Annotated in this window: 18 protein-coding genes; 13 read left to right on the top strand and 5 right to left on the bottom strand. The window is 67.7% G+C overall.

Annotated features, from left to right (window positions below; genetic code table 11):
• Nucleotides 1–57: 57 nt before the first annotated feature.
• The 6 genes from IB273_RS15720 to mrdA all read left to right on the top strand — a co-directional run bounded on the left by IB273_RS15720 (nt 58) and on the right by mrdA (nt 7,537).
• Nucleotides 58–1,356, top strand: coding sequence for an NAD(P)/FAD-dependent oxidoreductase (locus tag IB273_RS15720; protein ID WP_192224469.1), 1,299 nt, complete (start codon nt 58–60; stop codon nt 1,354–1,356).
• Between the two features lie 81 nt (nt 1,357–1,437).
• Nucleotides 1,438–2,544 carry a polyamine ABC transporter substrate-binding protein gene (locus IB273_RS15725; protein WP_192224470.1) on the top strand — a complete coding sequence of 369 codons (1,107 nt, stop codon included), beginning with the start codon at nt 1,438–1,440 and terminating at the stop codon, nt 2,542–2,544.
• A complete protein-coding gene (locus IB273_RS15730; protein WP_192224471.1) occupies nt 2,541–3,809 on the top strand; it encodes an NAD(P)/FAD-dependent oxidoreductase in 1,269 nt (422 codons plus the stop codon). Before IB273_RS15725 ends, IB273_RS15730 begins: the two co-directional genes overlap by 4 nt.
• A gap of 38 nt (nt 3,810–3,847) precedes the next feature.
• Nucleotides 3,848–4,747 carry a DMT family transporter gene (locus IB273_RS15735; protein WP_192224472.1) on the top strand — a complete coding sequence of 300 codons (900 nt, stop codon included), beginning with the start codon at nt 3,848–3,850 and terminating at the stop codon, nt 4,745–4,747.
• A 51-nt stretch (nt 4,748–4,798) separates the two neighbouring features.
• Nucleotides 4,799–5,197, top strand: coding sequence for a heme-binding protein (locus IB273_RS15740; protein WP_192224473.1), 399 nt, complete (start codon nt 4,799–4,801; stop codon nt 5,195–5,197).
• A 447-nt stretch (nt 5,198–5,644) separates the two neighbouring features.
• Nucleotides 5,645–7,537 carry a penicillin-binding protein 2 gene (gene mrdA / locus IB273_RS15745; RefSeq protein WP_192224474.1) on the top strand — a complete coding sequence of 631 codons (1,893 nt, stop codon included), beginning with the start codon at nt 5,645–5,647 and terminating at the stop codon, nt 7,535–7,537.
• A gap of 48 nt (nt 7,538–7,585) precedes the next feature.
• On the opposite strand, the gene IB273_RS15750 is transcribed toward mrdA, so the two are convergent.
• Genes IB273_RS15750 through IB273_RS15765 form a run of 4 tightly spaced genes read right to left on the bottom strand, consistent with a single transcriptional unit; the run spans nt 7,586 to nt 12,760 of the window.
• Nucleotides 7,586–7,804, bottom strand: a complete 219-nt coding sequence (locus IB273_RS15750) for a formate dehydrogenase subunit delta (RefSeq protein ID WP_192224475.1) — start codon at nt 7,802–7,804, stop codon at nt 7,586–7,588.
• Nucleotides 7,801–10,728 (bottom strand): formate dehydrogenase subunit alpha, encoded by a 2,928-nt coding sequence (gene fdhF / locus IB273_RS15755; protein WP_192224476.1) that lies wholly within the window; start codon nt 10,726–10,728, stop codon nt 7,801–7,803. Before fdhF ends, IB273_RS15750 begins: the two co-directional genes overlap by 4 nt.
• Nucleotides 10,725–12,284, bottom strand: a complete 1,560-nt coding sequence (locus tag IB273_RS15760) for a formate dehydrogenase beta subunit (RefSeq protein ID WP_192224477.1) — start codon at nt 12,282–12,284, stop codon at nt 10,725–10,727. The genes fdhF and IB273_RS15760 overlap by 4 nt, the downstream gene beginning before the upstream one ends.
• Entirely contained in the window at nt 12,278–12,760 is a 483-nt protein-coding gene (locus tag IB273_RS15765) for a formate dehydrogenase subunit gamma (protein WP_192224478.1), read from the bottom strand. The genes IB273_RS15760 and IB273_RS15765 overlap by 7 nt, the downstream gene beginning before the upstream one ends.
• 377 nt (nt 12,761–13,137) lie before the next feature.
• On the opposite strand from IB273_RS15765, the gene IB273_RS15770 reads away from it, so the two are divergent.
• From IB273_RS15770 to IB273_RS15800, 7 genes are all read left to right on the top strand, one after another.
• Nucleotides 13,138–13,506, top strand: a complete 369-nt coding sequence (locus IB273_RS15770; protein ID WP_081518385.1) for a c-type cytochrome — start codon at nt 13,138–13,140, stop codon at nt 13,504–13,506.
• 76 nt (nt 13,507–13,582) lie between these two features.
• Nucleotides 13,583–14,917 (top strand): D-arabinono-1,4-lactone oxidase, encoded by a 1,335-nt coding sequence (locus IB273_RS15775; RefSeq protein ID WP_412548083.1) that lies wholly within the window; start codon nt 13,583–13,585, stop codon nt 14,915–14,917.
• Between the two features lie 15 nt (nt 14,918–14,932).
• Nucleotides 14,933–16,210: a DSD1 family PLP-dependent enzyme gene (locus IB273_RS15780; protein WP_192224479.1), complete on the top strand. Its 1,278-nt coding sequence runs from the start codon at nt 14,933–14,935 to the stop codon at nt 16,208–16,210.
• Nucleotides 16,211–16,384: 174 nt separating this feature from the next.
• Nucleotides 16,385–17,425, top strand: coding sequence for an AraC family transcriptional regulator (locus IB273_RS15785; RefSeq protein ID WP_081518382.1), 1,041 nt, complete (start codon nt 16,385–16,387; stop codon nt 17,423–17,425).
• 91 nt (nt 17,426–17,516) lie between these two features.
• Nucleotides 17,517–17,969 carry a universal stress protein gene (locus IB273_RS15790; RefSeq protein ID WP_151187493.1) on the top strand — a complete coding sequence of 151 codons (453 nt, stop codon included), beginning with the start codon at nt 17,517–17,519 and terminating at the stop codon, nt 17,967–17,969.
• Between the two features lie 139 nt (nt 17,970–18,108).
• Nucleotides 18,109–18,360: a hypothetical protein gene (locus tag IB273_RS15795; protein WP_192224480.1), complete on the top strand. Its 252-nt coding sequence runs from the start codon at nt 18,109–18,111 to the stop codon at nt 18,358–18,360.
• 148 nt (nt 18,361–18,508) lie between these two features.
• A complete protein-coding gene (locus IB273_RS15800) occupies nt 18,509–19,111 on the top strand; it encodes a hypothetical protein (protein WP_081518379.1) in 603 nt (200 codons plus the stop codon).
• A 9-nt stretch (nt 19,112–19,120) separates the two neighbouring features.
• Here IB273_RS15800 and IB273_RS15805 read toward each other — a convergent pair whose 3' ends face one another.
• Complete coding sequence (locus IB273_RS15805; protein WP_192224481.1) at nt 19,121–20,020, bottom strand: acetoacetate decarboxylase; 900 nt, start codon at nt 20,018–20,020, stop codon at nt 19,121–19,123.
• Between the last annotated feature and the right edge of the window lie 231 nt (nt 20,021–20,251).

Genomic DNA, 20,251 nt, shown 5'->3' on the forward strand with positions numbered 1-20,251 from the left:
CATCGGGGAAATCGCTTGGATACGCCCGGCGCATGGATTGTGAAGGAGTGGCGGGCAATGAACAATCACTGTGGCTGGATCGCCCTGGCGGGCGAATTGCCCGCGCGGCCGACGCTGAGCGGCACCCAGCGGGCGGACTGGCTGATCATCGGTGGCGGCATCACCGGATTGTCCGCGGCCCATGCGTTGGCGGCGCGATTCCCGCAGCAGCGCGTGGTGTTGCTGGAGCGCCAGCGCATCGCCCAGGGCGCCTCGGCGCGCAATTCCGGGTTCGTCGTGGCCCATGAACTGCCTGCCGCCAGCGAACGCCTCGGGCAGCCCGGCCACGCCGCGTACCAGGTCGCCTCGCGCATCGGCATCGCAGCGGCGCAGGAAGTCCGCCAGCGCATCGCCGGGCTGGGCATCGACTGCGAGCTTTTCGAAGACGGCTATCACTTCGCCGCACACCGGCCCGAGCACCTGGGCGATGTCGACGGCATCCTCGCCACGCTGGCCTCGGTCGGCGCCAGCGCTCGCTACTACGAAGGCGTGGCGCTGGAGCAGCGGCTCGGCAGTGGCTTCTACGCGCGGGCCATTCACTGCGCCGGTGGTAACGCGCTGCTGCAACCGGGGCGCTATGTGAAAGGCCTGGCGGAGAGCCTGCCGGCGTCGGTGGAAGTCTTCGAGCAGAGCGGCGTGACCGACCTGCGCCGCAGCGGCCAGGGCTGGGTGGCGCGTACCGGGCAGGGCGAAGTCCATGCGCCGCAGGTGCTGGTCTGCCTCGGTGCCTTCATTGCCCGCGCCGGCCTGCACGACAGCGGCGCCTTCCCGCTGGAGCTGAGCGCGAGCATTACCCGCCCGCTGGACGAGCCGCGCTGGCAGTCGCTGTTCGGCGAGCGCCAGTGGGGCGTGCTCGCGCCGTTGCCGGGCGGCGGTACCGTGCGCCTGCTGCCGGGCCGCCGGCTGCTGATCCGCAACACCGTCGAATACCGTCATCGTGACCTCGACCACCACGCGCTGGCCGAGCGCCGTCGCCGTCATCTGAGCGGTTTGCAGAAGCGTTTCCCCGGCCTCGTCGAAGCCGATATCGCCTACAGCTGGACCGGCCACCTCAGCGGCACCCGCTCCGGCGAGCCGTACTTCGCCCGCGTCGACCAAGGCCTGCATGCGGTGGCGGGCTGCAATGGCTCGGGCGTGGCGCGCGGCACCCTGTGGGGTCGCCTGCTGGTGGAGATGGCCGCGGGCGACAGCTCGCCCGTGCTGGCCGACGTGCTCGCGCAGGCCAGCCCCGGCTACCTGCCGTCCAGCCCGTTCTTCGATATCGGCGCCTCGTTGCGCATGGCCTGGGAAGTGCGCCGCGCACGCGCCGAGGCCTGATTCATCGCTTTACCCACGCACGCAATCCATGAAGACCATCTCCAGAAAACTATTCCCAAGAACAAAAAAACCGAGGGCAGCATGATCAATCGTTCCAAGACTCTGGCCAGCTTCACCCTGGCAGGCCTCGCACTCGCAGCAGTGACCGGCACCACCCAGGCGGCGCAGACCGTCACCATCGCCAACTGGAGCGGCTACATCGCCGAAGACACCCTGGCGAACTTCACCAGACAGACCGGCATCCAGACCACCTACGACCTCGTCGACAGCAACGAGACCACCGAAGCCAAGCTGATGACGGGAGCCAGCGGCTACGACCTGGCCAGTCCGTCCAACCACTTCCTGCCGCGCCTGATCAAGGCCGGCGCCATCCAGGAACTGGACAAGAGCAAGCTGCCCAACTGGAAGAACCTCGACCCCAAGCTGATGAAGATCCTCGAGGCCAACGATCCGGGTAACCGCTATGCCATTCCCTACCTCTGGGTGACCGTCGGCATCGGCTACAACGAGGACAAGATCAAGGCCATCTTCGGCAACACCGACGTCACCCACAGCTGGCAGCTGCTGTTCGATCCGAAGAACGCGGAAAAGCTCGCCCAGTGCGGCATCGCGGTGATCGACAACGCCACCCAGATGGTGCCCATCACCCTCAAGGTGCTCGGCCGCGACCCGGCCAGCCAGAACCCGGACGACTTCAAGGCCGCCGAAGCCGCACTGCAGGCGGTGCGCCCGTCGATCCGCTACTTCCACCAGTCCAAGTACGTCAGCGACCTGGCCAACGGCAACATCTGCGTCGCCATCGGCTTCAGCGGCGACGTGCTGCAGGCCATGACCACCGCCAAGCAGGCCGGCAACAACGTGAAGATCGGCTACAGCCTGCCGCGCGAAGGCAGCACCATCGCCGTGGACACCGTGACCATTCCCAAGGGCGCGCCACACCTGGACAACGCCTACGCCTACATGAACTACCTGCTGCAGCCGGAAGTGATCGCCAACATCAGCAATGCCGTGCAGTACCCCAACGGCAACGCCGCCGCGACCCAGTACGTCGACGCGGAGCTGCGCAGCAACCCGGCCGTCTACCCGCCACAGGAAGTGCTCGACACCCTGTTCCCGATCAAGACCCTGTCGCCGTCCGGGATGCGCATGAGCACCCGCCTGTGGACCCGCGTGATGAGCGGCAAATGACCCAGCCCAACGACCTGCGCCGCCACGCCCTGGTGGTCGGCGCCGGCGTGGTCGGCCTGGCCACCGCACTGCAACTGCAACGCCGCGACCTGCGCGTGACCCTGCTGGACCGCAATCCGCCGGGCCTGGCCACCTCATTCGGCAATGCCTGCACCTTCGCCACCTACTCGGTGGAACCGGTGGCCACCCCCGGCATCTGGCGCAAGGCGCCGGGCATGCTGCTGCGCCCGGACAGCCCGCTGGCGATCCGCCCGGCCTACCTGCCGCGCATTGCGCCCTGGCTGCTGCAGTTCCTGGCGGCCTCGCGGCGTGACCGGGTGGAAGCCATCGGCCACGACCTAAACACCCTGCTGCGCCCCTGCATGGGCGCATGGCAGGGGCTGTTCGACGAGGCAGGCGCCAACGACCTGATCCGCCACGACGGCTCGCTGTACATCTTCGAAGCCCACGAGCGCAGCGATGCGCAAGCCATGGTGGATTACCACCGGCGCTTCGAGGTGCCGATCCGCTTCGTCGAGGGCTCCGAACTGCGCGAGCTGGAACCGGCGCTCAACGCCCGCGCGAGCTGCGCGGTGGAGCTGCCCGGCGTGAGCCGCACGCTCGATCCCTATGCGCTGAGCCTGCGTCTGTTCGAGCGCTTCCTCGCCAGGGGCGGCGAGTTCCGCCGTGGCGAATTGCTGGGCCTGGAACCGGCCGGGCAGGGCAGGGATGCGGTGAGCGCGCAGCTGACGAGCGGGGAACAGCTGGCCGCCGACCGCGTGGCGCTGTGCACCGGCGCCTGGTCGCGCACGCTGGTAGACCAGTTGGGCGATAGCGTGCCGCAGGACACCGAGCGCGGTTACCACGTGCTCTTCGGCCATGCCGGGCAGGTGCTCAATCGCCCGGTGTGCTGGGGTGCCGGCGGCTTCTATATGACGCCCATGGCGCAGGGCCTGCGCGTGGCCGGTACGGTGGAATTCGCCGGGCTGGAAGCGTTGCCGAGTCCGGCGCGCTACCGCTACCTGACCCGTGGCGCGCGGCGCTTCCTGCGCCTGCAGCACGAGCCGGTGTCGCAGTGGATGGGCTTCCGTTCCTCGGTGCCGGACAGCATGCCGGTACTCGGCCCGTCCCGGCGCCTGCCGCAGGTCTTCTACAACTTCGGCCATGGCCACATCGGCCTGACCCTTGGCGCTATCACCGGCCAGCTGCTCGCCGAGCAGGCCAGTGACGTCGTCACCAGCGTACCGGTGACGCCCTTCCTCGCCAGCCGCTTCGGCTCTCGCTGAAGCACTGGCATTCACCCCGGACAACAGGAGATTTCGACATGCCCCAGCTGACCCTTGTCGCCCCCCGCAGCCATGCCATGCGCAGCGTGGGTCTGATGCTGTTGTCGATGTTCTGTTTCGCAGTGGTGGATGCGCTGGCCAAGGTGGTGGCGCTGAAGTATCCGGCCAACGAGGTGACCTTCTTCCGCATGGCCTTCGGCGTGCTGCCGGCGTTTCTCCTCTGCCTGCGCGGCCGGCCGCTGGCGCAGCGCTGGCGGCAACTGGACGTGCGCGGCCAGAGCATCCGCGCGGTGACCCTGCTGGGCTCCTCGGCACTCTTCTTCGCCGGGCTGCCTTACGTGGCGCTGAGCGAGGCCATCTCCATCGCCTATTCCGAGGCGCTGCTGGTGATCGTGCTGGCGCCGCTGCTGCTGGGCGAACGCCTGCTGCCGCGCAACGCGCTGGCGGCTGTGCTGGGCTTCGTCGGTGTGCTGATGGTGGTCAAGCCGGACAACGCCGAGGCCAGTCTGGTCGGGCCGGGCCTGCTGGTGGCCAGCGCCTTCTTCGGCGCACTGTCGATGATCCAGATCCGCCGCATCCGCGAGACCGACGATTCCACCACCACGGTGCTGTACTTCACCGTGGTCGGCACCCTGGTCACCGGCGCCACGCTGCCGTTTTCCTGGAGCACGCCAAGCCTGCCGGACCTCGGCTTCATGCTCGCCCTCGGCCTGCTCGCGACCCTCGGCCAGCTGCTGTTCACCATCGCCGTGCGCCGCGCCCATGCCGCCACGCTGGCGCCGTACACCTACACCAGCATCATCTGGGCGAGCCTGTTCGGCTACGTGATCTGGGGCGAGGTGCTCAGCCTGCTGTCGCTGGTCGGTATCGTGCTGATCGTCGGCAGCGCCGTGGTCGTGGCGGTGCTGGAGCAGCCACCGGAAGGCTCGGTGGTCTGATTTTTCCTGCTTCCCACCCGGCGCGATGCGCCGTTTCACGAGAGAGATTGCATGCAACACAAAGCCGTACTCGACCAGACCGACGTCACCCGCATCGTCGCCGCCGCTACCGATGAAGCCCGGCGCCAGGGGTGGGCGGTGTGCATCGCCGTGGCCGACGATGGCGGCCACCCGCTGGCGCTGGTGCGCCTGGACGGCTGCGCCCAGGCCAGCGCCTACATCGCCACCGAGAAGGCGCGCAGCGCGGCGATCGGCCGGCGCGAAACCCGCGAGTACGAGAACATGGTCAATGGCGGCCGCACGGCCTTCCTCAGCGCGCCGTTGCTGACCTCCCTCGAAGGCGGCGTGCCGATCCTGGTGGGCGGGCAGGTAGTGGGCGCGGTCGGCGTTTCCGGCGTCCGCGCGGAACAGGACGCGCAGGTTGCCAGAGCGGGAATTGCCAGCCTCTGAGGTACATGGATTTCCCCTGTAGGAAGGGCGGGGGCGCCTAGACCATGCCCGCGAGCGCGGACAAAGTCCGCGTCCACTACAGGACGCCATTGCCAACCCCTGTGTGGGAGCGGGCTTCGTCCGTGATGCTGTTGCGCTCGGGCTGTCGCAGGCATGGCCAGCTCCTACACCCGGCGCCGAACGCCAGCGCCCCTGTAGAAGCGGACTGCCATCCGGCGCGATGCGAGACCAGGGCACCGCCTCGACTACCGGTCAGAATCCGGCCTGCCAGTCTGGTACCATGCCGCGCCGGTATGCCAGCTGGCGCGTGATGCCCCCGCGTCTGGCGATGCCCGCTTCCTTTCGTTCCCACTCTGCTGCAAACAGGCCGCATCGATCGGAAAGCTCCCCTGCACGGCAGGAGCGATGCGCTTTCCACCGGGTCGATGGGGACCTTCTGGAATCCCGATGCACGATCCGATCAAACTCAAGGACCACCAGCAGGAGGCGACGCTGGTCAACCGCCGCCTGATCGCCTGCGGCGCGCTCGTGGCCCTGATGAGCGTGACCCTGGTGGCAAGGATGTACTTCCTCCAGGTCACCGACTACGCGACCAACGCCACCGTCTCCGAGAACAACCGCATCCATGTCCTGCCGATCCCCCCGGAGCGCGGGCTGATCTTCGACCGCAACGGCAAGGTGCTCGCCGAGAACCTGCCCAGCTTCAACCTCACCCTGACCCGCGAGCGCGCCGGCAATTCACAGGCGGTGCTGGACCAGGTGACCGATATCCTCCACCTGAGCCCCGAGCAGCGCCTGCAGTGCGACAAGGCGCTGAAGAAGAGCCGCCATCCCTTCGAGCCGGTCGCCATCCTGCATGATCTGAGCGAGGAGCAGATCGCCCTCATCGAGGTCAATCGCTACAAGCTGCCGGGTATCGATGTGGATGCCGAGTTCGTCCGCCACTATCCCTACGGCGAGCACTTCGCCCATTCGGTCGGCTTCGTGGGGCGGATCAACGAGCGCGAGGCGGCGCGGCTCGACAGCACCGAATACCGGGGCACCGAGTACGTCGGCAAGACCGGTGTCGAACACTTCTACGAGCCGCAGCTGCACGGCCACGTCGGCTACGAGGAAGTCGAGACCAATGCGCAAGGCCGCGTCATGCGCGTGCTGAAGAAGGTGCCCCCGGTGGCCGGCGAGAACATCGTGCTGGGCCTGGATGTGGACCTGCAGGTCGCCGCCGAGAAGGCCCTGGGCGATCGCCGCGGCTCGGTGGTGGCGCTGGACCCGAACACCGGCCAGGTGCTGGCGATGGTCAGCAACCCGAGCTTCGACCCGAACCTGTTCGTCAACGGCATCAGCTCGGCGCAGTACGCGCAGCTGCGCGACTCCATAGACCGGCCGCTGTTCAACCGGGCGCTGCGCGGGCTGTATTCGCCGGGCTCGACCATCAAGCCGGTGGTGGCCATCGCCGGGCTGGATACCGGCACCATCACCCCGGCCACGCGGGTCTTCGATCCGGGCTACTTCCAGCTGCCCAACTACGACCACAAGTACCGCAACTGGAACCACAGCGGTGATGGCTGGGTGGACCTGGACACGGCCATCAAGCGCTCCAACGACACCTACTTCTACGACGTCGCGCACAAGCTCGGCATCGACCGCATGCACGACTACCTGACCCGCTTCGGGCTGGGCAGCAAGGTGTCCATCGACATGGCCGAGGAATCCCCGGGGCTGATGCCGTCCCGCGAGTGGAAACGCGCCACCCGGCGCCAGGCCTGGTTCCCCGGCGAGACGGTGATCCTCGGTATCGGCCAGGGCTACATGCAGGTGACGCCGCTGCAGCTAGCCGAAGCGACCTCGCTGATCGCCAGCAAGGGCGCCTGGCATCGTCCGCGGCTGGCCGAGTCGGTGGGCGGTGAAGACGTGGTGGACAACAACCCCATGCCCGACATCCACCTGGGCAATCCCCACGACTGGGATGCGGTGAACTACGGCATGCAGCTGGTGATGCACGATCCGGGCGGCGGCGCGCGGGCCGCAGGGCAGGGCGCGCAGTACCGCATTGCTGGCAAGAGCGGCACCGCGCAGATCGTCGCGATCCGCCAGGGCGAGCGCTACAACCGCCTGAAGACCAAGGAGCGCCACCGCGACAACGCGCTGTTCGTCGGCTTCGCCCCGGCGGCCGAGCCTTCCATCGTGGTCTCGGTGACCATCGAGAACGGCGAGGCCGGCGGGCGTGTGGCCGGGCCGGTGGTGCGCGAGATCATGGATGCCTGGCTGCTCGATGCGGACGGCAAGCTCAAGCCGCAGTACGCGGTGCCGGCCGAGACGGCTTCGGGCAAGCACGCCTGAGGTCTGCCGCACCCGACCCGGCGCACGGGCCGGGTGCGGTGTGGGCGGTCAGGCTTGCGCCGTTTCCGTCAGCGCCGCCTGCACCAGGGCATGCAACTCGGTGCCGGGATGATTGACGTGCCAGTCCTTCAGGTCGCGGCGCATGGCCGGCGTCCAGAAGTTCTGCAGGTGCTGCTGCACGCCGTGGACCGCCAGGGCATGGTCCGATTCGGTGGAGAAGTACTGGCCGATCTGGTTGGCCATCTTGATCAGGTTCTCGACGCTCATCGACGGACCTCGACTTTCTCGACTTTCTCGGCTTTTTCGGCCTTCTCGCCTTGGGCGTGACGGCGCTCCTTGAGCAGGCGCCGCTGTTCGTCACTGAACGCCTGGTAGCGCTTCTGCCATTCCGAAGGCTGGAACACGCGCACCACCTCCACCGCCGTGACCTTGTATTCCGGGCAGTTGGTGGCCCAGTCGGAATTGTCGGTGGTGATCACGTTGGCGCCCGATTCAGGGAAGTGGAAGGTCGTGTAGACCACTCCCGGCGCCACGCGCTCGCTGACCCTGGCGCGCAGCACCGTCTGCCCGGCGCGGCTGCCCACGCCGACCCAGTCGCCATCGCTGATGCCACGGCTCTCGGCGTCGCTGGCGTGGATTTCCAGGCGGTCTTCCTCGTGCCAGGCGACGTTGTCGGTGCGCCGGGTCTGCGCGCCGACGTTGTACTGGCTGAGGATGCGCCCGGTGGTGAGCAGCAGCGGGTAGCGGGCGTTGACCTTCTCCTCGGTGGGCACGTAGCCGGTGAGCATGAAGCGCCCCTTGCCGCGCACGAACTGCTCGATGTGCATGGTCGGGGTACCTTCCGGTGCGGCATCGTTGCACGGCCACTGCAGGCTGCCATGGCGGTCCAGTTCGGCGTAGCTGACGCGGGTGAAGGTCGGCGTCAGGCGGGCGATCTCGTCCATGATCTGCGACGGATGGGTGTAGTTCATCGGGTAGCCCAGGGCATTGGCCAGGGCCACGGTGCCTTCCCAGTCGGCCTTGCCGCCGAGGGGCTCCATCACCTTGCGCACGCGGGAGATGCGCCGCTCGGCGTTGGTGAAGGTGCCGTCCTTCTCGAGGAAGGAGCTGCCCGGCAGGAACACGTGGGCGAACTTGGCGGTTTCGTTGAGGAAGATGTCCTGCACCACCACGCATTCCATGGCGGAGAGGGCGGCGGTGACGTGCTGGGTGTTGGGGTCGCTCTGGGCGATGTCCTCGCCCTGGCAGTACAGCGCCTTGAAGGTGCCGCCCAGAGCCGCTTCGAACATGTTGGGGATGCGCAGGCCGGGATCGGGCTGCAGGGTCACGCCCCAGGCCTGTTCGAACTGGCTGCGCACGGTCTCGTTGGAAATGTGCCGGTAGCCGGGCAGCTCATGGGGGAAGGAACCCATGTCGCACGAGCCCTGCACGTTGTTCTGGCCGCGCAGCGGGTTCACCCCGACGCCCTCGCGGCCGACGTTGCCGGTGGCCATCGCGAGGTTGGCGATGCCCATCACCGCGGTGCTGCCCTGGCTGTGCTCGGTGACGCCCAGGCCGTAGTAGATCGCCGCGTTGCCGCCGGTGGCGTAGAGGCGCGCGGCGGCGCGGATTTCTTCGGCGGGTACGCCGCACACCGGGCCGAGCACTTCCGGGGCGTTCTCCGGCAGGCTGACGAAATCGCGCCAGCGGATGAAGTCCGCGGCCTCGCAGCGCGCGTCGACGAAGTCCTGCTTGACCAGGCCTTCGCTGACGATAACGTGGGCCAGGGCATTGAGCATGGCGACGTTGGTGCCGGGGCGCAGTTGCAGGTGCAGCTCGGCGCGGGCGTGGGGCGAGTCGACCAGGTCGATGCGCCGCGGGTCGATGACGATCAGCCGGGCGCCCTGGCGCAGGCGGCGCTTGAGCTGCGAGCCGAACACCGGGTGCGCATCGGTGGGGTTGGCGCCCATCACCAGCACCACGTCGGACTGCATCACCGAGTCGAAGCTCTGGGTGCCGGCGGACTCGCCCAGGGTCTGCTTGAGGCCGTAGCCGGTAGGCGAGTGGCAGACCCGCGCACAAGTATCGACGTTGTTGTTGCCGAACGCCGCGCGCACCAGTTTCTGCACCAGGTAGGTTTCTTCGTTGGTGCAGCGGCTGGAAGTGATGCCGCCGATGGAGTCGCGGCCGTATTTCGTCTGGATACGCCGGAACTCGCTGGCGGCGTAGGTGACGGCCTCGTCCCAGCTGACTTCCTGCCACGGGTCGCTGATGTGCTGGCGGATCATCGGCTTGGTGATGCGATCCGGGTGAGTGGCGTAGCCCCAGGCGAAGCGGCCCTTGACGCAGGAGTGGCCGTGGTTGGCCTGGCCGTTCTTGTCCGGGACCATGCGCACCAGTTGGTTGCCCTTCATCTCGGCGCGGAAGGAGCAGCCCACGCCGCAGTAGGCGCAGGTGGTGATGACGGCGCGTTCCGGCTGGCCGATTTCGACCACGCTCTTTTCCATCAGCGTGGCGGTGGGGCAGGCCTGTACGCAGGCGCCGCAGGAGACGCATTCGGAGTCGAGGAAGTTGTCGCCGCCGGCCGCCGCCACGCGGGACTCGAAGCCGCGCCCTTCGATGGTCAGGGCGAAGGTTCCCTGGGTTTCCTCGCAGGCACGCACGCAGCGGTTGCAGACGATGCACTTGCTCGGGTCGTAGTCGAAGTAGGGGTTGGAGACGTCCTTCTGGTCCTTCAGGTGGTTGGCGCCGTCGTAGCCGTAGCGCACCTCGCGCAGGCCGACCTGGCCGGCGACGGTCTGCAGTTCGCAGTTGCCGTTGGCCGAGCAGGTCAGGCAGTCCAGCGGGTGGTCGGAGATGTACAGCTCCATCACGTTGCGCCGCAGGTCCGCCAGCTTCGACGTCTGCGTGCGCACCACCATGCCTTCGCTCACCGGCGTGGTGCAGGAGGCCGGGTAGCCGCGCATGCCGTCGATTTCCACCAGGCACATGCGGCACGAACCGAAGGCCTCCAGGCTGTCGGTGGCGCAGAGTTTCGGGATGGTCGTGCCGAGCAGGGCGGCGGCGCGCATCACCGAAGTGCCGGCGGGCACGCTGATCTCGCGGCCGTCGATGCTCAGGCTGACCTGCACGTCGCTGTCGCGCGCCGGTGTGCCGAAGTCGATGTCGCTGGCGCTGCCAGCAGACGAGGAGGGATCGAAGTAGTTGATCACTGGTCGGCCTCCGAAGTCGCCAGACCGAAGTCGGCGGGGAAGTGCTTGAGGGCGCTGGCCACGGGGAAGGCGGTCATCCCGCCGAGGGCGCAGAGCGAACCGTATTGCAGGGTGTCGCAGAGGTCGGTGAGCAGTCGCGCCTGTTCTTCGCGCGCGCTGATGTCGGTGGCGGCGATCAGCCGGTCCACCACCTCCACGCCACGGGTCGAACCGATGCGGCAGGGCGTGCACTTGCCGCAGGATTCCTCGGCGCAGAATTGCAGGGCGAAGCGTGCCATGCGCGCCATGTCCAGGCTGTCGTCGGCCACCACCACACCGCCGTGGCCGAGCATGGCGCCAACCGCGGTGAAGGCTTCGTAATCCAGCGGGGTGTCGAACTGCGCCGGGGGCACCCAGGCGCCCAGCGGGCCGCCGACCTGCGCGGCCTTCAGCGGGCGGCCGCTGGCGGTGCCGCCGCCGTAGCCTTCCACCAGCTCGCGCAGGGTCAGGCCGAAGGCGCGCTCCACCAGCCCGCCGTGACGGACGTTGCCGGCCAGCTGGAAGGGCATGGTGCCCAGCGAACGGCCCATGCCGAAGTCGCGGTAGAACGCTGCGCCCTTCGCCAGGATGATCGGCACCGAGGCCAGGGTGAGCACGTTGTGCACCAGCGTCGGCAGGCCGAACAGGCCCTGCAGCGCGGGCAGCGGCGGCTTGGCGCGGACCACGCCGCGCTTGCCTTCGAGCGAATCCAGCAGGGCGGTTTCCTCGCCGCAGATATAGGCGCCGGCGCCGACGCGCATCTCCAGCTCGAACGCGCGGCCGCTGCCGCAGACGTCTTCGCCGAGGTAGCCGGCGTCGCGGGCGAGCTTCAGCGCCTGGTTGAGGGTGGCGATGGAGTCCGGGTATTCCGAACGCACGTAGAGGTAGCCCATGGTTGCGCCGACGGCGAGGCCGGCGATGGCCATGCCCTCGATCAGCAGGAAGGGGTCGCCCTCCATCAGCATGCGGTCGGCGAAGGTCCCGGAATCACCTTCGTCGGCGTTGCATACCACGTACTTCTGGCTGCCGGCCGCCTCGCGCACCGTGCGCCACTTGATGCCGGCGGGGAAGGCCGCGCCGCCGCGGCCGCGCAGGCCGGAGTCGAGCACCGCGGCGACGACGTCGGCGCCGTCCATGCCGATGGCGCGGGCCAGGCCTGCGAAGCCGCCGTGGGCGCGATAGTCGTCCAGCGACAGCGGCCGGGTGATGCCGGCGCGGGCGAAGAGCAGGCGCTGCTGGCTCTTCAGGTAGGGCAGTTGTTCCACCAACCCGTGAGCCAGCGGATGGCTGGCCGGGTCGCCGGAAAGCGCGTCGAGCAGGGTCGGCACGTCGTCGACCGTGAGCGGGCCGAAGCCCAGCCGGCCGGCGTCGCTGTCCAGCTCCAGCAGCGGCTCCAGCCAGTAGAGGCCACGCGAGCTGGTGCGCTGGATGTCCAGCGGCAGCTGGCGGCGCTCGGCCTCGGCGACCAGGGCGTCGGTCACTTCGTCGGCGCCCACTGCGCGGGCCACCGAATCGCAGGAAACGAACAGCTTCAGCATGCGGCGTCCTCCCGGCAACCGTTCACCAGTTCGCGCAGGCGTTCGGCGGTGAGGCGGGCATGCACTCGGCCGTCCAGTTCCAGCGCCGGCGAGCAGGCGCAGGCGCCCAGGCAGTAGACCGGGCGCAGGGCGATGCGGCCGTCGGCGCTGGTGCCGTGGTCGTCCAGTTCGAGCTGCTCGCGCAGCTGCGCGGCCAGGGCTTCGGCGCCCCGGCTCTGGCACGACTCGGCGCGGCACAGGCGCAGCGTATGGCGGGCCGGCGGCGCGCTGCGGAAGTCGTGGTAGAAGCTGATTACCCCGCGTACCTCGGCGACGCTGAGGTTCAGGGCGTGGGCGATTTCCGGGAGGGCATCGTCGGGGATGTAGCCGACGCAGTCCTGGATGGCGTGGAGCACCGGCAGCAGGGCGCCGGGCGTGGCCTTGAGACGTTCCAGCACATCGTGGATCAGGGGCAGGTGAAGCGAATCATCAGGCATACAGCGCACCTCGACATCGCGGGCGCCTGCGATGGGCGGCGGCCCGGAATCCTTCGGCGGCGGCGTACCGGCGGGTCTGCGTGGTTCTCCGGGGCGCCATCGTTCTTATGGGGTGTTGCCGTCCGGCCAGGCATCTTTGCGTGCCTGGTCCTCGACAGTAGGAAAGATTGCCATCCCTCTGGATTAGGGATAGCACTCGAACGACCCTGCGCATCCTGAAACCGACAAGGGACCCAAACCGCCACCTTGTCCGCTCAGAGCCCCCTTGTTGGCCGGTAATGCCCTCAGGCCCGGCCGCTGCCCGGCTTAACCTGCCAGCTACCCATGACAACAATAATCCGCGCCGTCGTCGCGCGCGGGAAGAAAAGGGGAGCACCATGCATAAACCCGCAACACCCTGGCTTGCGCTTGCCTTGCTGGCTCTGACCGGCCTGCTCGGCGGCTGTGGCGACGATGCCGCGCCGCCGGTGGCCCGCAACGCTGCCGTCCTGTCGCCCGCTGATCCCGCGCTGGCGAAAATCTATGACAGCAGCTGCAAGCTCTGCCACGCCAACCCGGCCTCCGGAGCGCCGCAGACCGGTGACGCGAAGGCCTGGCAACCGCGTGTCGCCCAGGGCGCCGACAGCCTGCTGGACCACAGCATCAACGGCTTCAAGGGCATGCCGCCGATGGGCATGTGCATGCAGTGCTCGGAGGAGGAGTTCCTCGCGCTGATTTCCTTCATGTCCGGCCAGTCGGTCCAATAAGCGCGGGGTTCCTTCGATGCCAATTCATCTCACCCGCCGTCAACTGCTGCAGAACGCGGGCATTGCCGGCGCATTCATGGCGTTGTCGAGCAGCCCGCTGGCGGCCGAGCTGGCCCGTGCGCCGCGACTGATTCCCTGGCGCAACTGGTCCGGCGGGCAGAGCTGCCTGCCGGCGGCGCGCCTGGCGCCACAGAGCCTGGATGAACTGGTCCAGGTCATCCGCCAGGCCCAGGGCAAGGTCCGCCCGGTGGGCTCGGCGCATTCCTTCAGCGCCCTGGTGCCCACCGACGGTACGCTGGTTTCGCTGGCCTATTTCAACGGTCTGCTCGGCCACGATGCCGACACGCTGCAGGCGGAATTCGCCGCCGGCACGCCCATGTCGCTCATGGGGCCGGCGCTGAAGGAGATCGGCCAGGCGCTGCCGAACATGTCGGACATCGACTACCAGACCCTGGCCGGGGCGATCTCCACCTCGACCCACGGCACTGGGGTTGGCTTCGGTTCCTATTCCTCCCACGTCGCCGGCCTGCAACTGGTGACCGCCAGCGGCGAGGTGCTGGACTGCGACGCCCAGCGCCATCCCGAGGTGTTCAACGCCGCACGGGTGTCCCTCGGCGCCTTCGGCATCGCCACCCGCGTGCGTCTGCAGAATCGCGCGGCCTTCCGCCTGCACGAGCGGCAGTGGATCGCCAGCACCGAAGAGCTGCTGGAGGACGTGGAAAAGAACACCCGCGAGAACCAGCACTGGGAAATGCAGGTGCTGACCCATTCCGACTACGCGCTGTCCATCGCCCTCAACGAGACCACCGACCCGGCAACGCCGCCGCTGGACCCGGCCAAGGAGGGCGGCAACGAGTACGTGAGCATCATCGAGGGCCTGGACAAGTACGGCAGCGATTTCCCCGCCGCGCGACGCTTCCTGCTCAACAGCCTGCGTCACATCGCCAGCTTCGACGACCGCATCGGCGATTCCTACGACGTCTTTGCCAACGTGCGCAACGTGCGCTTCAACGAGATGGAGTATTCGGTCCCGGCCGAACACGGCCCGGCCTGCCTGCGCGAGATCCTCAAGCTGATCAACGACAAGGACCTGCGCACCTGGTTTCCCATCGAGTACCGCTACGTGAAGGCCGACGACATCCCGCTGAGCATGTTCGAGGGGCGCGACAGCTGCTCCATCTCCGTGCACCAGCACTACAGCATGGACCACCACAACTTCTTCGCCGCCGTCGAGCCGATCTTCTGGAAGTACGCCGGCCGGCCGCACTGGGGCAAGCTGCACACGCTGAACGCGCGCACGCTGCAACCGCTCTATCCGCGCTGGAAGGAATTCACCGAGGTGCGCCGCGAACTGGACCCGCAGGGCAAGTTCCTCAATGCCCACCTGTCATCGATCCTGGGCGTGGCCTGACAAGGAAGAATCACCATGAAACGACGCAACTTCATCGTCGGCGCGGCGGGGGCGGGCGTGCTGCTCGCCGGTGCCGGCGCCTGGCTGCGCCCGAGCGACCACGGCGCCCCGTACGACGACTACTTCGCCCGGCTCAACCGCGAGCTGCGCGAGCACGGGCCGATGCGCCCGGTGATGCTGATCGACCTCGACCGTCTGGATCACAACGTCGACGTGGTGATGCAGTCGGTGGCCCGCACCGGCAAGCACCTGCGTGTGGTGGAGAAGTCCCTGCCGTCGCCGCAACTGCTCGACTACATTGCCAGGCGCGCCGGCACCCGGCGGATGATGTCCTTCCACCAGCCCTTCCTCAACCACGACGCCGAGCGCTTCCCCGATTCCGACCTGCTGCTGGGCAAGCCACTGCCGGTGGGCTCGGCGCAGCAGTTCTACGAGAACCTGCGCGGCCCCTTCGACCCGACCACCCAGCTGCAATGGCTGCTCGATACCCCTGAGCGCCTGCAGCAGTACCTGGTGCTGGCACAGGGACGCAATACCCGTCTGCGGATCAACATCGAACTGGACGTCGGCCTGCACCGGGGAGGTGTGGCCGATCATGAAACCCTGGGCAGGATGCTCAGGATCATCGGTACCAACCCGCAGCACCTGGAGTTCGCCGGCTTCATGGGCTACGACCCCTTCGTCGGCATGGGTGTGCCCGAGGTCCTCGGCTCCTCGGAGGAGCTCTTCGCCAAGGTGATGACGCTCTACGACGGCTTCGTCGACTACGCCCGCACCCAGCACCCGACGCTGTGGAAGCCGGGCCTGACGCTGAATACCGCCGGCAGCCCGAGCTACAGGATGCACGAGAACGAACGCACCAGCACCGAGGTATCGGTGGGCTCGGCGCTGGTCAAACCGACCCACTACGACCTGCCTTCGCTGGTGGACCACCAGCCCGCCGCGTTCATTGCCACCCCGGTGATCAAGAGCACCGGCCCGGTGCGGATTCCGGCGCTGGACGACAAGTCGAAGCTGTTCTCCTGGTGGGACCCGAACCTGCGCGAGACCTTCTTCGTCTATGGCGGCAACTGGATGGCCGAGCCCGAATCGCCCAGGGGCCTGCAGTTCAACGGCCTGTACGGACGCAGTTCGAACCAGGAGATGGTCAACGGCTCCAGCGCCGTGGGCCTGAAGGTGGACGACCAGATGTTCCTGCGGCCGACCCAGTCCGAGTCGATCCTGCTGCAATTCGGCGACCTGCTGGCGGTGCGGGGAGGGCGCATCGTCGAGCAGTGGCCGGTCTATAGCTGACTGGCGCAGCGCCGGCGCAAGATGGGGAGTCTTGCGCCGGCAGCTGTTTCTACGGCTGCCTGTAATATTCTGTTACGCCCGCTCTTGGCGGGCCTGCGAACGCGTTATGATGCGGCCATCGTGCGCCAGCCACATAACAAGAATCGCTGGCGCCCCCGATCGAGAGCAGCCTGCATGCCCAGTACAAGCATCGATGCGCAATACGACCTGGCCCTGGTTTCGCCCTTCCTGCTGCAGACCCTGGCCGAGGTCGCCGGTGACGAAGGCGTCAGCGGCGAGCGCCTGTGTCGTGGGCTCGGCTTCACCGCCGAGGAGCTGCAGGACCCGGACCAGCGCGTTACCTACCGGCAGACGGTGGCGATGATCCAGCGTGCCCTCGCGGCACTGCCTGAGCGTGGCCTGGGGCTCTGGGTCGGCCACCGCAACGTGCTGGGCACCCTCGGTTTGCTGGGCCATGTGCTCTCCCTCTGCAAGAACCTGCGCGATGCCTTCGAGCTGGGCCGCCGTTTTCAGCACACCACCGGCGGCATCGCGGTCTGCAACCTGATCGAGGGGCCGCAGGAGAGCTTCATCGAAGTGGAATGCCGGCTGCCCTTCGCCGACATCCAGGTGTTCGCCGTGGAGGAGTTCTTCGCCAGCCTGCTGGTCTACAACCGCACCCTGATCGGGCCCCAGTTCCAGCCCCTGCGCTTCGAGTTCACCCACGCCGCGCCGGCCTATGCAGCCGAGTACCGCCGCCTGCTCGGGCCGAACCTGCAGTTCGGCTGCCTGCACAACCGCGTGGCCATCGCCAGCCACTGGCTGGATGTGCAATTGCCCAGCCATCATCCCGTCGCCCTGCGCCAGGCGCTCAGCCTGCTGGAGGCGGAGTCCGCTCCGGTACAGCAGAAGACCGGCCTGCTGGAAACAGTGGAACGCGCCATCGCCCGCGACCTGGCCCACGGCAGCCCGATCGACAAGGTCGCCAGCGAGCTGAACATGAGCAGCCGGACCTTGCGTCGTCGCCTGAGCGAGCACGGCATCACCTTCGATGCGTTGCAGGACCAGGTGCGCCACGCCCGCGCCATGAGCCTGCTGAACAACCCGGAAATGCCCATCGAGCGTATCGCCGAGGCGCTTGGCTACAGTGACGTGCGCGGCTTCCGCCGCGCCTTCAAACGCTGGACCGGGCTGAGCCCGTCCGCCTGTCGTGACGAGGTCGCTCCGGCGCACTGATGCGCCATGGGGTGATTACATTGACACGGCACAAGGGCGTTCCTGGCCTGGGCAGTTAAGGTCGAACTGCCCAAACAACGAGGAGCACAGCATGTACGAGCACGTACTGGCCGCCGTCGACGGCAGCCCCGTTTCGTTCCGAGCCCTGGCCGAAGGCGCACGGCTGGTCCGCATGAGTGGCGGTGAACTGCACGTCATCACCATCGTCGACCGTCCGCTGGGGCACCTGCCTTATTACGCCAAGTACTATGACGCCGAGGCGCTGCAGGCCGCCGCGCTCAAAGCTGCCGACGACATCCTGAGCAAGGCGCGGGAGGTGGTCGGCGAGTACGCCGTACCCGCTACTTACCAGCGCGTCACGATGGAGACCACCGGTGAGGAAGTGGCTGACCGCATCGAGTCCGAGGCCGATGCCGTCAAGGCCGACGCCATCGTCATGGGCACCCACAGCCGCCGTGGTGTGCATCGTCTGATGCTGGGCAGCGTGGCCGAAGGCGTGCTGCAGTCGAGCAAGCGCCCGGTGCTGCTGGTGCGCGATCAGTAGGCGCGGCTGGGGCCGGCTGCAGGTAGCCGGCATTGCCTTTCGTCGTCCAGTGCGACGAAGCCTTTGCCGTCCCCGGCAAGCCCCCGGGAAATCGGCTGTACTGGATAGTCCCGATCCCTGCGCGACAGGAGGTGCTGCCATGACCCGTTCCCTGTTCACCGCGATGCTCGCGGCGACCTTCCTCTTCGCCTCGGCCGGGACCGCCTGGGCCACCGAGCAGGGCAACCAGCGCCGCCAGGCGCGGGATGTGCGCCAGGAAACCCGCCAGGATGCGCGCCAGACCAAGCAGAACTGCCGTGCCGCGGACCAGCAGTACAACGCCCAGTGTCGGCAGGACAAACGCCAGACCAAGCAGCAGGGGCGTGAGACCGCGCGGGACATCAAGTACTGAAAGCGCCAGAGCGCGAAGTGCCGCACGGTGGATGGCCGGGCGGCTGCTACGCTCGGTGTAGCCACGCAGCCATGAAGGAGCGACATGCGCGTTCCTGTACTTGCCCGCAAACCCCGAACGCAAACACCCTGATGCAAGGAGTCGCCTGATGAGTGTGTCCCGTTGGATCTGCCTGTCCCTCGCCGCTGGCGTGCTGGTCGGCTGCCAGAGCCAGAAGAACGATGAGCTGAGTTACCAGTACGACAGCACCGAGTCGGTTGCCAAGGGTGTGCCGGGCGGCGCGATGACCGAGACGGAGGAGATGCAGGCCAGCGTCACTGCCATCGATCGCAGCAAGCGGACCTTCACCCTCAAGGATGACCACGGCAACAGCCGCACCCTCCAGGCGCCGCCGGAGATGCGCAACTTCGACCAACTCAAGGTGGGTGACAAGGTCCGCGCCATCGTTGCGCTGGAGCGCCTCGTCTTCCTGCGCGAGCCGGGCCAGGAAACCGGCAGCGGCGGCGCCGGGCTGCTGGCCACGGCGCAGCCGGGCAGCAAGCCGGGCATGCTCGCGGCCGACACGGTGGAAATCACCGCCACCGTCAAATCCATGGACACCGCCAAGCGCACTGCCACCCTGCAGTTCGCCGACGGTAGCCAGCATACGGTCAAGGTCCGCCCTGATGTGGTGATGAAGCCCGAGTACCTCGGCCGCCAGCTGGTGATGCGGGTGACCTCCGCCGTCGCCGTCAGCGTCCAGCCGCAGTAGGGCGTCCGTTCAGGGCTGGCTCTCCAGCGGCGAGGGCAGGTGCAGCACGATCTGCGCATCCTTGACCACGTCCAGGCGCAGGATGCGCGATGCGCCCAGGCCATCGAGCAACTGGCTCAGCGGCCCGCCGTTGCGGGCAAGCCGGACGTTGCCGGGCAGCAGCTTCTGCGCGTAGGCCAGGGTGTTGCTCTGCACGCGCGTCTGGTGCCAGCGGCCATCGACCTGATGGACCATGGTGGCAGTGCCCAGGCGCGATTGCGGGGTGGCGATCTCCAGCGCCGGCAGCGGCGCCTGCAGGGCGAGGTCGGCTTTGCCGTCGGGCCCCTGGATGCTGGCCGACACTTCGCTGCCGATCTTCACTTCGATACCGGTGCGCCATTTCGGCAACTGGTAGCCATGCACGCCGCGCACCCGCGCGATCTCGGTGGAAACCGGCAGGGCCAGCACATGGGCGACGAAGCTGCGGCGGCGCACGGCGTCGAACAGTTCCAGGGCATGGCTGCCCCTGGTGCCCGGCCGGCGGATGACGATGGCGACCGAGACTTCATCGTACGGGTCGTTGTCGCACACCGAGTAGGAGAAGAAGGTCAGCGCCACCAGCCCCTGGCCGGGCAGGGCGCGCAGCGGTTCCAGCGGCACCGGCAGTGTGGCGCGCAGGCGGTCGATGGGCGCCAGGAACAGCAGCTGGATGCTGCTGGTGCGGTAGTAGAAATTCGGCGCCCAGGTTTGCCCGACGCGCGAGGCGACCATCTGCTTGGGAATGCGCCGGAAGTAGTCGATGTTGCCGGCGGCGGGGTCCTTCGCCACCTCGTTCAGGTCCGGGTTCATCCGGTAGCGGTCGTAATAGCCGCCCTCGATCACTTCAACGCTCTGGGTGCCGAACTCGACTTCCTTGAACCGCGCCTTCATCTGCTAACCTCTGCTTGACCCTGGTGGGAGCCGCCCAGTGTTACGAGCCGGGCGGCGGATGGGCTTACCCTAAGTTTAAAGTTAACTTTAATGTCAAGCGGGTTGCTGCGGGGCCGGTGGGTTGCGTATCGGGGGCACTGCAGATAGCTCGCGTCTGCTTCACCGGCTGGCATGGACGTTCCATTGTAGGAGCGGGCCATGCCCGCGATCGCGCGCATGGCGCGCTCCTAC

Origin of the sequence: Pseudomonas sp. PDM19 (assembly GCF_014852215.1) — a bacterium.
Classification (GTDB): Bacteria; Pseudomonadota; Gammaproteobacteria; order Pseudomonadales; family Pseudomonadaceae; genus Pseudomonas.

What these genes read in the sequence shown, in the direction of transcription:
- IB273_RS15800 (WP_081518379.1), top strand. Translation starts at nt 18,509, where the DNA reads ATGAGTGTGTCCCGTTGGATCTGCCTGTCCCTCGCCGCTGGCGTGCTG.
- IB273_RS15765 (WP_192224478.1), bottom strand. Translation starts at nt 12,760, where the DNA reads ATGCCTGATGATTCGCTTCACCTGCCCCTGATCCACGATGTGCTGGAA.
- IB273_RS15730 (WP_192224471.1), top strand. Translation starts at nt 2,541, where the DNA reads ATGACCCAGCCCAACGACCTGCGCCGCCACGCCCTGGTGGTCGGCGCC.
- mrdA (WP_192224474.1), top strand. Translation starts at nt 5,645, where the DNA reads ATGCACGATCCGATCAAACTCAAGGACCACCAGCAGGAGGCGACGCTG.
- IB273_RS15740 (WP_192224473.1), top strand. Translation starts at nt 4,799, where the DNA reads ATGCAACACAAAGCCGTACTCGACCAGACCGACGTCACCCGCATCGTC.
- IB273_RS15790 (WP_151187493.1), top strand. Translation starts at nt 17,517, where the DNA reads ATGTACGAGCACGTACTGGCCGCCGTCGACGGCAGCCCCGTTTCGTTC.
- IB273_RS15795 (WP_192224480.1), top strand. Translation starts at nt 18,109, where the DNA reads ATGACCCGTTCCCTGTTCACCGCGATGCTCGCGGCGACCTTCCTCTTC.
- IB273_RS15760 (WP_192224477.1), bottom strand. Translation starts at nt 12,284, where the DNA reads ATGCTGAAGCTGTTCGTTTCCTGCGATTCGGTGGCCCGCGCAGTGGGC.
- IB273_RS15775 (WP_412548083.1), top strand. Translation starts at nt 13,583, where the DNA reads ATGGCGTTGTCGAGCAGCCCGCTGGCGGCCGAGCTGGCCCGTGCGCCG.
- IB273_RS15770 (WP_081518385.1), top strand. Translation starts at nt 13,138, where the DNA reads ATGCATAAACCCGCAACACCCTGGCTTGCGCTTGCCTTGCTGGCTCTG.
- IB273_RS15780 (WP_192224479.1), top strand. Translation starts at nt 14,933, where the DNA reads ATGAAACGACGCAACTTCATCGTCGGCGCGGCGGGGGCGGGCGTGCTG.
- IB273_RS15720 (WP_192224469.1), top strand. Translation starts at nt 58, where the DNA reads ATGAACAATCACTGTGGCTGGATCGCCCTGGCGGGCGAATTGCCCGCG.
- IB273_RS15805 (WP_192224481.1), bottom strand. Translation starts at nt 20,020, where the DNA reads ATGAAGGCGCGGTTCAAGGAAGTCGAGTTCGGCACCCAGAGCGTTGAA.
- IB273_RS15750 (WP_192224475.1), bottom strand. Translation starts at nt 7,804, where the DNA reads ATGAGCGTCGAGAACCTGATCAAGATGGCCAACCAGATCGGCCAGTAC.
- IB273_RS15785 (WP_081518382.1), top strand. Translation starts at nt 16,385, where the DNA reads ATGCCCAGTACAAGCATCGATGCGCAATACGACCTGGCCCTGGTTTCG.
- IB273_RS15725 (WP_192224470.1), top strand. Translation starts at nt 1,438, where the DNA reads ATGATCAATCGTTCCAAGACTCTGGCCAGCTTCACCCTGGCAGGCCTC.
- IB273_RS15735 (WP_192224472.1), top strand. Translation starts at nt 3,848, where the DNA reads ATGCCCCAGCTGACCCTTGTCGCCCCCCGCAGCCATGCCATGCGCAGC.